The sequence below is a fragment of the Pseudomonas sp. BGI-2 genome, assembly GCF_004310295.1.
Lineage (GTDB): Bacteria > Pseudomonadota > Gammaproteobacteria > Pseudomonadales > Pseudomonadaceae > Aquipseudomonas.
The window spans coordinates 1-14,119 of record NZ_SISB01000073.1; the positions used below are offsets into that span (position 1 = coordinate 1).

12 protein-coding genes and 1 pseudogene are annotated in these 14,119 nt (G+C 60.2%); 7 read left to right on the forward strand and 6 right to left on the reverse strand.

Annotation, left to right across the window (positions count from 1 at the left end):
* The first annotated feature begins 331 nt into the window (after positions 1 to 331).
* From EYC95_RS29350 to EYC95_RS29365, 4 genes are all read left to right on the forward strand, one after another.
* Positions 332 to 2,203 (forward strand): amidohydrolase, encoded by a 1,872-nt coding sequence (locus tag EYC95_RS29350; RefSeq protein WP_131063440.1) that lies wholly within the window; start codon positions 332 to 334, stop codon positions 2,201 to 2,203.
* A 188-nt stretch (positions 2,204 to 2,391) separates the two neighbouring features.
* Positions 2,392 to 3,789, forward strand: a complete 1,398-nt coding sequence (locus tag EYC95_RS29355) for a cytosine permease (protein WP_131063441.1) — start codon at positions 2,392 to 2,394, stop codon at positions 3,787 to 3,789.
* A gap of 160 nt (positions 3,790 to 3,949) precedes the next feature.
* A complete protein-coding gene (locus EYC95_RS29360; RefSeq protein WP_131063442.1) occupies positions 3,950 to 4,603 on the forward strand; it encodes a peroxiredoxin in 654 nt (217 codons plus the stop codon).
* Between the two features lie 20 nt (positions 4,604 to 4,623).
* Positions 4,624 to 5,082, forward strand: coding sequence for an N-acetyltransferase (locus EYC95_RS29365; protein ID WP_131063443.1), 459 nt, complete (start codon positions 4,624 to 4,626; stop codon positions 5,080 to 5,082).
* Positions 5,083 to 5,241: 159 nt separating this feature from the next.
* Here the strand turns inward: EYC95_RS29365 and EYC95_RS29370 are convergent, their stop codons facing one another.
* The gene (locus EYC95_RS29370; protein ID WP_131063444.1) at positions 5,242 to 6,702 is read right to left on the reverse strand and encodes a M15 family metallopeptidase; all 1,461 of its coding nucleotides are present in this window, start codon (positions 6,700 to 6,702) and stop codon (positions 5,242 to 5,244) included.
* 168 nt (positions 6,703 to 6,870) lie between these two features.
* Positions 6,871 to 7,314: pseudogene (locus EYC95_RS29375) on the reverse strand (NAD(P)/FAD-dependent oxidoreductase); the annotation flags it as partial.
* 218 nt (positions 7,315 to 7,532) lie between these two features.
* Here EYC95_RS29375 and EYC95_RS29380 point away from each other — a divergent pair.
* The gene (locus EYC95_RS29380; protein ID WP_371928445.1) at positions 7,533 to 7,868 is read left to right on the forward strand and encodes a hypothetical protein; all 336 of its coding nucleotides are present in this window, start codon (positions 7,533 to 7,535) and stop codon (positions 7,866 to 7,868) included.
* Between the two features lie 145 nt (positions 7,869 to 8,013).
* On the opposite strand, the gene EYC95_RS29385 is transcribed toward EYC95_RS29380, so the two are convergent.
* Genes EYC95_RS29385 through glcD form a run of 4 tightly spaced genes read right to left on the reverse strand, consistent with a single transcriptional unit; the run spans position 8,014 to position 12,220 of the window.
* Complete coding sequence (locus EYC95_RS29385; RefSeq protein ID WP_131063445.1) at positions 8,014 to 8,415, reverse strand: heme-binding protein; 402 nt, start codon at positions 8,413 to 8,415, stop codon at positions 8,014 to 8,016.
* Positions 8,412 to 9,653 carry a glycolate oxidase subunit GlcF gene (glcF, locus tag EYC95_RS29390; RefSeq protein WP_131063446.1) on the reverse strand — a complete coding sequence of 414 codons (1,242 nt, stop codon included), beginning with the start codon at positions 9,651 to 9,653 and terminating at the stop codon, positions 8,412 to 8,414. Before glcF ends, EYC95_RS29385 begins: the two co-directional genes overlap by 4 nt.
* Positions 9,654 to 9,656: 3 nt before the next feature.
* On the reverse strand, positions 9,657 to 10,721 hold the full coding sequence (gene glcE / locus EYC95_RS29395) for a glycolate oxidase subunit GlcE (protein ID WP_131063447.1): 1,065 nt from the start codon (positions 10,719 to 10,721) through the stop codon (positions 9,657 to 9,659).
* On the reverse strand, positions 10,721 to 12,220 hold the full coding sequence (gene glcD, locus EYC95_RS29400; RefSeq protein ID WP_131063448.1) for a glycolate oxidase subunit GlcD: 1,500 nt from the start codon (positions 12,218 to 12,220) through the stop codon (positions 10,721 to 10,723). The genes glcE and glcD overlap by 1 nt, the downstream gene beginning before the upstream one ends.
* A 234-nt stretch (positions 12,221 to 12,454) precedes the next feature.
* Between glcD and glcC the strand changes: the two genes are divergently transcribed.
* The gene (glcC, locus tag EYC95_RS29405; RefSeq protein ID WP_131063449.1) at positions 12,455 to 13,222 is read left to right on the forward strand and encodes a transcriptional regulator GlcC; all 768 of its coding nucleotides are present in this window, start codon (positions 12,455 to 12,457) and stop codon (positions 13,220 to 13,222) included.
* A 106-nt stretch (positions 13,223 to 13,328) separates the two neighbouring features.
* Positions 13,329 to 13,964 (forward strand): hypothetical protein, encoded by a 636-nt coding sequence (locus EYC95_RS29410; protein ID WP_131063450.1) that lies wholly within the window; start codon positions 13,329 to 13,331, stop codon positions 13,962 to 13,964.
* The last annotated feature ends 155 nt before the right edge of the window (positions 13,965 to 14,119 follow it).

Sequence of the window (14,119 nt, forward strand, 5' to 3'; positions counted from 1 at the left end):
CTTGATCATCTTCACGACTTCCAGCTTGAAGCTGTCGTCGAATGTTCTGCGTTTGTCGGTCATGAAAATCTCCTCGATAGATGCATTTTCCACCTATCGAGGTGTCCGGGGAAATTAGACCACTACAGGGCCCTGTGGCGAGGGGATAAATCCCCTCGCCACAGGGCCCGCTCCCACAGGGGGATTTGTTGGTGGACTATTTACCTGCCCCTCCTCATTTGTGGAGGTCCCGCAGGCGGCGGCGCTCTATAGGGTATGCCCTGCATATCAGGGGCTTGCGCGGCAGTCTGTCCGGGCCACTTCCAAAACTATAAAAACAGAGGTGAGGCGATTGAAATTTTCCAGGCTGTTTATCGCGGTTGCGACCACTACGGCACTTTCTTCCATGGCGCTCGTGGGGTGTCAGACACAGGGCTCGACGCCCGCCGACAGGGTGATGCGCAACGGCTACGTCTACACCGTCGATGGCCAGAATTCCGTGCAGCAAGCGATTGCCGTAACGGGCGGGAAGATCGTCTATGTTGGCAGCGACGAAGGGGTGTCCTCGTACATCGGCAAGCAGACCCAGTTGATCGATCTGGCCGGGCGCATGCTGATGCCGGGTTTCATCGATGCGCACATGCATCCGGGGGACGGCGGCCGCGCCATGACCTTGTGCGATTTGAAGTACCAGACGATGACGCGCAAGGTTTTCCAGGAAACCATTCAAGCGTGTCTAGATGCCGACAAGGACAAGGGGCCTGATGTCTGGCTCGAAGTGGGCAGCTGGGATCGCATGGGCATGGACGGACTCGACGGCGACCCGGATAAATCGACGCTGGACGCGCTGAAGACCCAGCGTCCGATCCAGGTTCGTTCCACCGACTTTCATACCGTGCTGACCAACTCGCGTGGCCTGGCGGTGGCCGGCATCAACAAGCACACCGCCAATCCGGGCGATGGCAAATACGTGCGTGACAGCGCCGGTAACCCGACCGGCATCTGCGAAGACGGCGCTGCCGATGCCATGGCCGCCGTGGTGCCGCCCGCCACCGACGCCGAAAAACTCAAGCAGACTCGCGCGGCGCTCGACGCGATGCGCGAGCAAGGCATCACCAGTTTCTTCGATGCCTTGTCGGGGCCGGAGAGCGGCAAAGCGTTCACCAGCCTGCAGCAGTCGGGCGAGCTGACGGCCCGGGCCTTTTTGGCGATCAAACTGGACCCGGCCGCCGCCGCGGCAGACCCGACAAAAACCATCGCCGACGCCAAGGCTTTGGCCAACACCTACGATCAGGGCGAAGCCAAAGCCGCGCCGGGCGTGAGCATGCGCCACGTCAAATTGTTCATGGACGGCATCATCAATGCGCCGGCAGATACCGGCGCAATGCTCACACCGTACCTGCGCAATGCCGGAACCGATACGGCGCCGAAGTGGACACCTGGCAAAAACGTCGGCGAGCTGTACTTCCCGCCGCAAGTGCTCAAACCGTTGCTGTTGCAAGCCGTGCAGGCCGGCCTCGACCCGCACCTTCACGCCACCGGAGACCGGGCAGTGCGCGACTCGTTGAACGGTATCGAATACGTGCGCCAGCAATTGCCTGGCAATGGTTTCCGCCCGGCCATTACGCACAACGAGACCGTGGATCCTGCCGACTATCCACGCTTCAAGGCACTCGACGTGACCGCTAACATGTCCTTCCAGTGGGCGCAGCAGGCGCCGTCCACGGTCGATGGCACCAACGAGCACCTGGGTGCCCAGCGTTTTGCGCGCATGGAACCGTCGGGCAGCATCGCCCGTGCCGGCGGCCGCGTGGCGTATGGCAGCGACTGGCCTGTCGATCCGCTCGATGAGTTCCTCGCGCTGAAGATCGGCGTCACCCGCTCAGGCGACCCGCTGAACCCCCACAGCTACGGGCCCAAGTACGCCGGCAGGTTGAATGCCGACCCGGCACTGTCGCGCACGGAGGTGCTGCGCACCATCACGATCAACGCCGCCGAGCAGTTGAAACTGGAGGCGGTGGTCGGCTCGGTTGAGGTGGGCAAGTTCGCCGACCTGATTGTCCTGGAGAAGAACTTCATGCAGGTGCCCGAGGATGAACTGGCTCGCAATAAGGTGCTGCTGACCATGGTGGGTGGCAAGGTCGTTTGGGCGAAGGCACCGTTTGTGGGTCTTCAACAGCGGCCGGCTCAAGTCGCTGGTTTAAATACTGAACAACAAAAATAAAAACAAAGTCAGCCCCAATGCCAGTCGGTTAAATGCGGTCCCTGTGGGAGCGGGCTTGCTCGCGAAGGCGGCTGCATACTCAACATTGATGCAAGCTGACCCACCGCTTTCGCGAGCAAGCCCGCTCCCACAGGGACCGCATTTAACCGCCTGACATTGCCGTCTACCAATAACAAGAGAACACCGCTATGACCCAGCAACGAAGTCCCCTGATCGAAACCCGTTCGATCGATTTCATCCCCGAGGCCGAGCGTCATGGCAGCCTCTACAGCCAGTTCACCCTGTGGCTCGGCGCCAACCTGCAAATCACGGCAATCGTCACTGGTGCGCTGGCCGTGGTGCTGGGCGGTGACGTGTTCTGGTCGCTCATCGGCTTGCTGATCGGCCAGTTGCTCGGCGGTGCGGTCGTTGCCTTACACGCGGCCCAAGGGCCCAAGCTCGGGTTGCCGCAGATGATCTCCAGCCGTGTGCAGTTCGGGGTCTATGGGGCGGCGATCCCGATTGTGCTGGTGTGCCTGATGTACCTCGGTTTCAGCGCCACCGGCGCGGTACTGTCGGGGCAGGCCATTGCCCAGTTGATCCATGTCAGCGACAGCGCCGGCATCCTGATTTTCGCCGCTTGTATCGCGTTTCTGACGATCTTCGGCTATCGGGTTATTCACCTGGTCGGACGGGTGGCCAGTGTGCTGGGCATCATTGCTTTCGTGTATCTGTTTACCCGGCTGATGACGCTCAACGATATCGGCCTGTTGCTGGAAAACCGGCACTTCGGCTGGAGCACCTTCTTGCTGGCCGTGTCGCTGTCCGCGTCCTGGCAAATCGCCTTTGGCCCTTACGTGGCCGACTACTCACGCTATTTGCCGAGTAAAACTTCGTCCTGGAAAACCTTCGCCGCCGTCGGCCTGGGTACCGTGCTCGGCGCGCAGGCGTCCATGGTGCTAGGCGTGTTTGCCGGCGCGTTGGCCGGTGCGAATTTTCGCGGTCATGAGGTAGCGACCATCGTCGGCCTGGGCAGTACCGGTGTGATGGCCTCGCTGCTGTATTTGAGCGTGGTGTTTGGCAAGGTCACGGTGTCGACGCTCAACGCTTATGGCAGCTTCATGTGCGTGGCCACGATCATCAGTGGCTTTCGCAGCCGTCTCGAAATAACCGCCCGGCAGCGCATGGTGTTTGTGCTGGTGATTGTCGCGGCATCCACCACCTTGGCGCTGCTCGGGCAGTACTCGTTCCTCAACTCGTTCAAGTACTTCATCCTGTTTCTGCTGACCTTTTTCACGCCCTGGAGCGCGATCAACCTGGTGGATTACTACTTCATCAACAAAGAACGGTATGACATTGCGGCGTTGTCGGACCCGGCGGGTCGTTATGGTCGCTGGAACGTGCGCGGGATCAGCGTGTATGTCGTGGGTGTGTTGATCCAGTTGCCTTTCGTCGACACGCATTTCTACTCCGGACCGATGGTCGCGCAGCTCGGCGGTGTCGATATTTCGTGGATTGTGGGGCTGGTGGTGCCGGGCATTCTCTACTACGTGCTGGCGAGGACATCAGCGCTGGCGGTGTTGCCTGAACACCGTTCAGAGGCCTGAATCAAGGACTTACAAAGTGAATGCGCCAGTCACCGGCATGTCTTGGAGCGTCTCCTATACTGATCCGCGTTGACAGGTTCAACACAGATCCCGAATGCCGTTGGAACCGCGACTCGCGTTCCGACGGCTTCCCTACGAACTCACAGCCAGGAGAACGATCATGACCATCCGCATTGGCGACGAAGCACCGGACTTTACCGCTGAAAGCACCGAAGGCACGCTGCGGTTCCATGAATGGATCGGCGACAAGTGGGCGATCCTGTTCTCGCATCCCAAGGACTTCACCCCGGTGTGCACCACTGAACTCGGTTACATGGCAGGGCTCAAGCCAGAGTTCGACAAACGCAACACCAAGGTCGTCGGGCTCAGTGTCGACCCCGTCAGTAATCATGCGAGCTGGGCCAAAGACATCGAAGAAACCCAGGGTCATGCGGTCAACTACCCCATGATCGGCGACGAGAACCTGGTAGTGGCCAAGCTCTACGACATGATCCATCCGAATGCCAGCGGCGGCACACGCACTGCTGTGGACAACGCCACGGTGCGGTCCGTGTTCGTCATCGGGCCGGACAAAAAGGTCAAGGCGATGCTCATCTACCCGATGAGTGCCGGGCGCAACTTCGATGAAGTGCTGCGTCTGCTCGATGCGCTGCAATTGAACGCCAAGCACACCGTTGCCACCCCTGTTAACTGGCGTCCGGGCGAGGACGTGATCATTCCGACATCGGTGTCCGACGAGGACGCGAAGAAGAAATACCCGGACGGTTTCAAAACGGTGAAACCTTATTTGCGCACAGTGGCGCAACCGAAATAACCCATTCGGAGACCCCATGCATGGCCGTCCAAGTCTCGCGCGTCGACGCAACGCACATCGACAAAATCGCCAGCCTCTTCGACGATTATCGAGGCTTCTACGGCCAGCCCTCGAACCTGCAGCAGTCCCGGGATTTCATCGCCGAACGTATCGATCGGAATGAATCCGTGATCTTTTTCGCCTCTGACCTGTCCGGTGAAGCGTTGGGGTTCGTCCAGTTGTACCCGACATTTTCTTCCATCGACGCCCACCGCACCTGGCTCCTCAGTGACTTGTTCACCGCCCCCGAGGCCCGGGGGCAGGGCGTGGGGAGGTCACTGATGAACGCTGCCCGAGCCTTTGCACTGTCGACCGGCGCCAAGGGCATGGTGCTGGAAACGGCTACGGATAATTTTGCGGCGCAGCGGTTGTATGAATTATTGGGTTACGTGCGCGATGCGGGTTACTACACCTACTGCCTCGATCTGAAGCAGGGCTGACTAAGGCCTGGCGAACACCATTATCAGCAATACCAACGTTCGTGTAGCCGCTGCTTTGTGGCGAGGGGATAAATCCCCTCGCCACAGGGCGGCTGCTACGGGGGCTCCGTGATTATCCCGCCGGAACGTTGTTATTCAGCACTCGATTCACCTGTTCCATTACCGCTGCGGCAACTTCCAGCGCTCACGCAATCGCTCATATTGCCCCTCAGGCATCTGCACCAATACCGGAGACTCACGAGGATCCAGCCACTCGAACAACCGCGAAATATCCCCCTGATCCATCGCCGTACACCCCTGCGTAGACGAGGTGGGTCCCCGCCAGATATGGAAAAAGATGCACGAACCTGAACCCGGGACCGCCGGCGTGTTGTGCTCGATGAAGATGCCTTTGCGATAGCCTTCCTCTTTGCGCATTTGCTCAGAGCTGTTCCAGTCCTTGGCCTTCGCCGCCGCGTCGACCAGTTCGTTGTAGCGTTCGGATTTGCTGTCATCCACGCACTCGGTGGTTGATGTCAGTGAGAGATAAGGCAGTTTTGTCTCGGCCGTCGTGTCGTAGCCAAACGCCGTTCCAAGCTTGAATATCCCCGCAGGCGCTTTCCCATCACCTTCACGTTTGACCGGACCTTCACCGGGCTCAACATTACCCAAACCCTTACCCCAAGCCATCCCGCTCTTGCCAACCACCACCGCAAACCCATCGCCGATTTTTCGAAAACTACCCCCGTCTCGTTCATAACGCTGGGCAGTGCCCTGGGTGTCATCCCAGTTTTTTGTAGTGACCACAATCAGCTGGTGACTGCTGTCCAGCACTTCGCTGGCACTCAGCGGCGTGATGGGGAAATCCATCACGCTTTTCGGCGCTCCCTCGCCACTAAAAGTGAAGTGCCACCACTCTTTCGAGTACCCGGCAAATCCCTCTTTTTCCATGGCGCTGCTGAGTCGCTGGCGGTTTTCTTTGGCGGTCGCGTTGATCGTCGGGTTGGCGGTATGGGCGCGCTCATCGAAGCAATCAAACCCGGTGCCCATATCGAGTGCGCCGTCGTGCCAGCGCTGGGCATAAGGCGCTGTGCAATCGACTTGCGCGGCCGAGGGTGTCCAAGTGTCGGCGGGCAGTGCTTTGGGACCGGTCAGCGTCAGGTCCACGGTTGAGCCTCTGGAGTGATTCGACACCCGCGCCACATACCCCAGCCGCCAGAAGTCCTGTTTATCCACGCGCGGATAGAACTCGGCCTTGCGCGGGTCTCCCGGCGCAGTCGCGAAGCGGCCCATATCAGCCACAGCCCGGCTGGGTCGATAGCAGTCGAACACCTTCAAGCCGTAGCCTTGTGCTTGAAGCGCCTGTTGTACTCGGGCGAGGGCCTTGGCGGTGTCCAGCGACAGCAGACACTCGGAAGCGGCGTAACCGTCGAGTGAGTGTCCGGTGAAGTTGTGGGCGCTGGCGTAGCGAATGTCTTGCTCGATGGTCGGATCAATCGTACGCAGGTAGACCATGTGTTCAGGCCTTGGCTCGGCCCAGGCCATGCCTGGAACGATGAGGCTCAACAACAGCAGTGACCGCAACCACGGGCGGGCGAGCAGGCGGGAAAATTGAACCGGGAATGGTAGCGAGGAGGGCATACGAACCTTCAGGTTTAAGCGCATGAAGTTATTGTCCGGAGAACACTTCAAACGGATCTTAAACCATGACTGCCAGTGTCTGGCTGATTCATATCTGGGAGCAGGCATTACGACCGAAAGCCAAAGACGCCCGCGATGCTGTCGCGGGCGCCACGTTCAAGCCAAGTCTCAGGCTACGGGAATCATCGTGTCCGCCGCTGCCAGGGCGGTGGCACGATCAGCGGCCGGCGGGTAGATCCACAAGGTGTTGATCTGCGTCTTGAGCGCCTTGGCCTCGTCCTTGACCAGTTTGAGCTGGCGATCCCAGCCTTCGGTGAACACCGCGCCCCAGGCACCCAGGTCGAGGCAGGTCACGTGCTTCGGCTGACGGTAAGGGGTCGGCTCGACACCCAGCAAATCCGCAGCAACGTTACTCCCGGCGTGGCGGCCCAGGGAGATCGCATGCTGACAGCACATTGCGGCGAAGTTGCCAAGGTCGTCGGTCGCGGCATAGGCGACGTCGCCGGCGGCGTAGACATGCTGCTGACCCAAGACCTTCAGGTTCTCATCGACGTGCAAACGCCCTTGGGGATCGCGATCGCTGGTCAACTGTTCGGTCAGTGGGCTGGCGCGGCGGGCACCGCGATTCTGGGAATGGCGGTGCTGGGCGACGCCACGACGGCGCTGAGAATCGGCTGGCCGGTGTGATCGGACTCAGGCTGGTCTCGGGAAGTTGAGGCTGGTGGCGGGCGGCATCCGATAAATCCATAAGGTGCAAAAGAGGCATTTTGCTGGCCCCGGAGCCTAGAAGTTGTCGCCAAAATCACTTCACTTTCAGGTGGTTAGGCGGAATGCAATTGCGAAGTGTATTTGTCACGATGATCTCGTTCGCCCTGGCCAGCGTTGCAGTCTCTTCTCAGGCCAGGGAATTGGCGTCCAATGATCGGTATATGTGCAGTTGGGGGGCGGGGACGGCGGCGAGAGCCCAGGAACTCAAGCTGGCCGGGGTCTCCCTTTATGCCGCTCGTCAGAAGTTACAGGCTTACAAATTCAGCAAGGCGTGGATGCGCATGCTGGCGATGGGCATCACCGAGCAGACCTACGACAGCAAGTCGCGGTTCAAGCCGGCGGATGTGCGTGAGAGTTTTTATGAGGAGTGCGTGCGGTACAAGTTGGCGCGTAAGTGAAAAAAAGAGGCCTGATGCCAAGCTAAGGCAATAATTGGACTTGTAGGAGCCAGGCTTGCCGGCGAAAGCGATCTTGAGTACGCCTTCGCCGGCAAGCCTGGCTCCTACGAAAAGCAATTTATACGCCCGGCATGCTGCGCCACGTTCACTTCAGACACTGCGCCCCAGCCTTGGCCACTTGCGCATCCTGCTCGGCTTTCACACCAGACACACCCACCGCGCCGATCACCTGCCCATCGACAATAATCGGCACGCCACCCTCAAGTGAGGTCAGCAACGGCGCTGACAAAAACGCGTGGCGGCCACCGTTGACCATTTCTTCATAACCTTTCGACTCACGCCGACCCAGGGCAGAGGTGCGGGCCTTTTCGGTGGCGATGTAGGCGCCGATCGGGGCGCAACCATCGAGGCGTTCCAGGGCCAGAGGATGGCCCCCGTCGTCGACAATCACGATGGTCACGGCCCATTGATTGTTCTGTGCCTCGCTGCGTGCGGCACTGAGAATCTGGCTGACTTCGGTCTGGCTCAGTACGGCTTTGCTTTTCATGGGGATACTCCAGGGCTCGATGAGGGCAACGCGGCTTCGACCAGTTCAATCCAGTGCCGGACAGGGGTTCGGCCCGCTCCGTCGAGGTGGGACTGACAGCCGATATTGGCCGTGACAATGACGTCGGGATGACCGCTTTCCAGCGCATTGAGTTTGTTGTCGCGCAGTTGTCGGGACAGCTCTGGTTGGGTCAACGAATAGGTGCCGGCCGAGCCGCAACACAGATGACCGTCGGGAACGAACGTGAGGTTGAAACCCAGCGTTGTCAGCAACGCTTCAACCGCACCGCCGAGTTTTTGTGCGTGCTGCAAGGTGCAGGGGCAATGGAAGGCCAGGCGTTGGTCACTGTGGATGCCGAGCTTTTCCAGCGGCTCGTCGCGCAGCACTTCAACCAGATCCCTGGCCAGCGCACTGACCTTCCTGGCCTTCTCGGCATACGCCGGGTCGGTGCTGAGCAGGTGGCCGTAGTCTTTGATAAAGGCGCCGCAACCGCTGGCGGTTTGCACGATGGCTTCGGCCCCTTGTTCAATGCCCGGCCACCACGCATCGATGTTGTGGCGGGCGCGATCAAGGCCGGCCGCCTGCGCGTCCAGGTGATAATCGACGGCGCCGCAACAGCCGGCCTCGCGTGTCGGTGTGACGCTGATGCCCAGTCGATCGAGGACGCGCGCGGTGGCCGCATTGGTATTGGGCGACAGACTCGGCTGCACGCAACCTTCGAGCATCAGCACCTGCCGCGCGTGGCGGGTGGTCGGGCGCTGCCTGGCCGGATACACGTGGCGCGGCAACTTGGCTTGCAGCGTATTCGGCAACAACGCACGGAACACCTGACCGCTGCTGACCAGCGCCTTGAACAGCACCGGATTGGGCACGACGCTGCGCAAGCCTTCGCGCAACAAGCGCTGGTCGAGTGAGCGCGGCACGGCCGCATCGACCACCGCGCGGCCGATGTCGAGCAAGTTGTGATAGTCGACGCCCGAGGGGCAGGTGGTTTCGCAATTACGGCAAGACAGGCAGCGATCCAGGTGCTGCTGGGTCTTTTGGGTAACCTCGTTGCCTTCCAGCACTTGTTTGATCAGGTAGATGCGCCCACGCGGCCCGTCCAGTTCATCACCGAGCAATTGATAGGTCGGACAAGTGGCATTGCAAAAACCGCAATGCACGCACGTGCGCAGGATGCTTTCGGCTTCTTCGGCGCGGGGCAGTTGGCGGGCCTGTTCGCTCAGGGTGGTCTGCATGGGTCAAAGCTCCGCGTACAGGCGACCGGGGTTGAAGATGCCCCGTGGATCGAGTTGGTCCTTCAAGTTGCGGTGGTAGCGCATCAGTGCCGCGGGCAGCGGTTGGAACGGACTGTCGATCAGACCGTGGCTGTAGCAGGTCACATGCCCGCCGACCTCATCGACGACCTTGCGAATGAACGCTGCCTGCGCGTCGGATTTGAGCCAGCGCTGGGCGCCGCCCCAGTCGATCATTTGCAGGCCGGGGAGGGAAAGCCGGGGCGTGTTGTGCGGGACGGACAGGCGCCAAAGCGGCTGGTCTTCATCAAAGAAACTCAAGCGATGTTCGTTGAGATCCGCCCAATATGAACCCTCCAGCAGCTCGCCACCCAAGCGCTCATGCGCTGCCTTCACCGAGCCTTCGCCACCTTCAAGCCGCAAGTGAAGGCGCTGACCGTCGTGGCTCGCGGCGCTGATCGGCAGCGGTTGCTGCCCCCATTCCGCGAGGCGCAGCAAGGCGCGATCGCTGTCCATTTCCAGGCTGATGCTTAACGCTTGCCGAGGTTTGGGCAGGACCTTGAGCGAGACTTCAGTGATCACCCCCAATGAGCCGTAACTGCCGGCCATCAAGCGCGACAGGTCGTAGCCGGCGACATTTTTCATGACTTCGCCGCCGAAGCGCAAATGCTTGCCGTGGCCGGTGATGACCCGTGTCCCGAGGACGAAGTCCCTGACCGATCCTGACCACGGGCGCCGTGGTCCCGATAATCCGCTGGCGATCATTCCGCCCACGGTCGCGCCGTCACCGAAGGAGGGCGGTTCACACGGTAGCATCTGCTGCGACGCGTCCAATACCTCCGCCAGTTCTGCCAACGGCGTGCCGCAGCGTGCGGTAATCACCAGTTCGGTCGGGTCGTAGCTGACGATGCCGCGGTGGCTGCGCGTATCGAGTACTTCACCCGCCACGATGCGGCCCAGGAATGCTTTGCTGTTGGAGCCCTGGATGCGCAGCGGAATGGCGTTTTGCAGGGCCAGGTTGACCTGTTCCAGCAGGCTGGCACTGTCATCGATATCGTGTTCGCTGCGCATCAGAAACGCTCCAGTTCAGGGAAGGGCAACTGACCCATGTGAACGTGCATCGCGCCGAACTCGGCGCAGCGGTGCAAGGTTGGAATGTTCTTGCCCGGATTGAGCAGGCCGCCCGGATCGAACGCGGCTTTGACGGCATGAAACAGGGTCAGCTCATCACTGTTGAACTGCGCACACATCTGATTGATTTTCTCGCGGCCGACGCCGTGTTCTCCGGTGATGCTGCCGCCGACTTTCACGCACAACTCCAGAATCTTGCCGCCCAGGGCTTCGGCGCGATCGAGTTCGCCGGGTTGGTTGGCATCGAACAGAATCAGCGGATGCATGTTGCCGTCACCGGCGTGGAAAACATTGGCCACGCGCAGGTCATACTCGGCCGACAGTGCAGCAATCGCGTGCAACACACCGGGCAGTTCGCGGCGCGGGATCGTCCCGTCCATGCAGTAATAATCCGGCGAGAGGCGGCCCACCGCCGGGAACGCATTCTTGCGCCCGGCCCAGAAGCGCACGCGTTCGGCCTCATCGCGGGCCTGGCGGACTTCGGTGGCGCCGGCCTGTTCCAGCACCTGGCGTACGCGGTCGCAGTCATCGTGAACATCGGCTTCAACGCCATCGAGTTCGCACAGCAGAATGGCTTCGGCGTCGACCGGATACCCCGCGTGGATAAAGTCTTCGGCGGCGCGAATGGCCAGGTTGTCCATCATCTCCAGGCCGCCGGGAATGATGCCGGCGGCAATGATGTCGCCCACCGCGCGACCTGCCTTTTCAACGGAATCGAACGCCGCCAGCAGCACCTTGGCCGTCTGCGGTTTGGGCAGCAGTTTGACCGTGACTTCGGTGATCACCCCCAGCATACCTTCGGAACCGGTGAACAACGCCAGCAGATCAAACCCCGGTGAGTCGAGCGCTTCGGAACCCAGGGTCAGGTGTTCGCCATCGACGGTGAGGATGTCGACCTTGAGCAGGTTGTGCACCGTCAGACCGTATTTCAGGCAATGCACGCCTCCGGCGTTTTCGGCCACGTTGCCGCCGATGGAACAGGCGATCTGCGAGGAGGGGTCCGGCGCGTAGTACAAACCGAACGGCGCGGCAGCCTGGGAAATCGCCAGATTGCGCACGCCCGGCTGAACCCGCGCCGTGCGCGCGGCGGGGTCGATGTGCAGGATGTTATTGAAGCGCGCCATCACCAGCAGCACGCCTTTCTCGAGCGGCAATGCACCGCCGGACAAACCGGTGCCGGCACCGCGAGCGACCACCGGGACGCGAAACTCGTGGCAGAGTTTAAGCACGTCCTGGACTTCGTCGATATGGCGCGGCAGCACCACCAGCATGGGCGTGGTGCGGTAAGCGGAAAGCCCGTCGCATTCGTACGGTTTGAGTTCTTCCTGCTGATCCAGGACTTCCAGGTCTGGCAAGCGAGCGTGCAGTGCTTGCAGCAGGGCCGCTCTGTCGACATCAGGCAGCACGCCGTCGACGCGTTCATCGTAGAGGATGTTCATAGGCGGTTGACGACCCTCAGTTGTTTTTATTAGAGGTCTGTTTCCGGTGACAGCTGACTTGCATCATTGGCCTGACGCGTCCTACTGTCCATGTGTTGTTTGACTGGTCGAACCAGTTTCTCAGGGGCTATTTCTTTATTTCTGCAAAAAATATCCGGTTAAACATGCAGTTAGGGTTGTATTCGAGCGAATAGGGTTTTGCCGGCGAGGCTGGTCATACCAGCTGGAGGTTCGATGGACAGTGCGCAAGTGGCCCGTAATCCACAAGTCGCAGACGTGGTGTGTGAACGCATAGAACGCCTGATCGTGGACGGAGTCCTCAAGACCGGGCAGTTTTTGCCTTCGGAACGGCGCCTGACCGAAAAACTTGGTGTATCCCGCACGGCGCTTCGCGAGGGACTGAAGTTGTTGCGCGCCCGGGGGATTATTAACACGGAGCAGGGAAGGGGATCGTTTGTCGCGGATCTGTCGGGCCACGGTACCGCGTCGCCGCTGATGCACCTGTTCAGCTCACAACCCCGTACGCTTTACGATTTGTTCGAGGTCCGCAGCCTGCTGGAGGGCGAGTCCGCTCGCCTGGCTGCACTGCGCGGAACCGAAGCGGATTTTGTCCTCATCACCCGAAGCTATGCAGCATTGCTCGATGCCCACACGCGGCCGATGGAAGCGAGCGAACACGCCCGGCTCGATCATGCGTTTCATCTGGCGATCTGCGAGGCCTCGCACAACCCGGTGCTGGTGCAAACCTTACGCTCGCTGACGGACTTGCTGCTCAACACCGTGTTCGCCTCGGTCAACAACCTCTACCACCGCGCACCACAAAAACGTCAGATCGACCGTCAGCACGCCCGGCTCTACAACGCCGTGACCGGCCGCATGCCGGAGCAGGCGCGCAAGGCCGCCATCGCGCACATCCAGAGCATCTGCGAGAACCTCAGGGAAATCGAAAGCGAGGAGCAGCGTCTGGTTCGTGCCACGCTGCGACTGGAAGGGTGGGCGTGAGTTATACCGTTTTTAAGTGATGGCCTTTTACTATTGGTGGCAACGCTCTAGAATTCGCGCCAGCCCTCCGGATGGAGGCGCTATGCCATCATTTAAGGGAGTTGTCATGCAATTTGGGAAAATTCTAGGGTTGGCCTTGGTGCTCGGGCTAAGTGGTTGCGCCAGCTTCACCAAAGACGAAGTCGCTCCGGTCAATCTGCCGTCGATGTCCAGTTATTCGAACAAACCGAACGTCTACGTAGACTTCGATTTCTATCAAGGCGAGCCAAAAAGCGCTTCGGCCGTTGAAATGCCGCAAGCACGCGAGATGCTAAAGCCTGAGCTGCAAAAAGTACTGACCGATTCCGGCCTGTTCGGTCGCGTCACACTGGACGAGTTCCAGAAACAGCCAGGTGATTACAATCTGCGTCTGAAGGTTTACAACCATCCACCGGGCGGTGGTCAGTTGGTTATGGCATTTATCAGTGGCCTGACGTTTACCGTCATCCCGACAATGGCGACCGACCAATACACCATGAGTCTGGAGACACTGGATTCGCAAGGGCAGACGCTGACTAACGCGAGCAACCATGATGGAATCAATACCTGGATGGGCATCTGGTTCGTGCCGTTGATGGCCAACACACCGAAAGAGGCAATCAGCGATACCTTCAGCCGCCAGGTCAATGCGCTGCTCAAGCAAGTGGTCGAGAGCAAAAGCCTGAAGTACTCGGCACTCGATGCAAACGTGCCGCGGGCCTGACAAAAAACGAGAGCCGCATGAGCGGCTCTTTTTTTGGTGCGCCAGGCATGGCGCGTTGCGCGAAGCGCAACCAGCTTGGCTGTGGTGGCCACGCTGGTGACTTGGAGGTGAAAGTCCTCTACACACCCGGCAAGGGGAAGTGTTAGCCAGAGGCA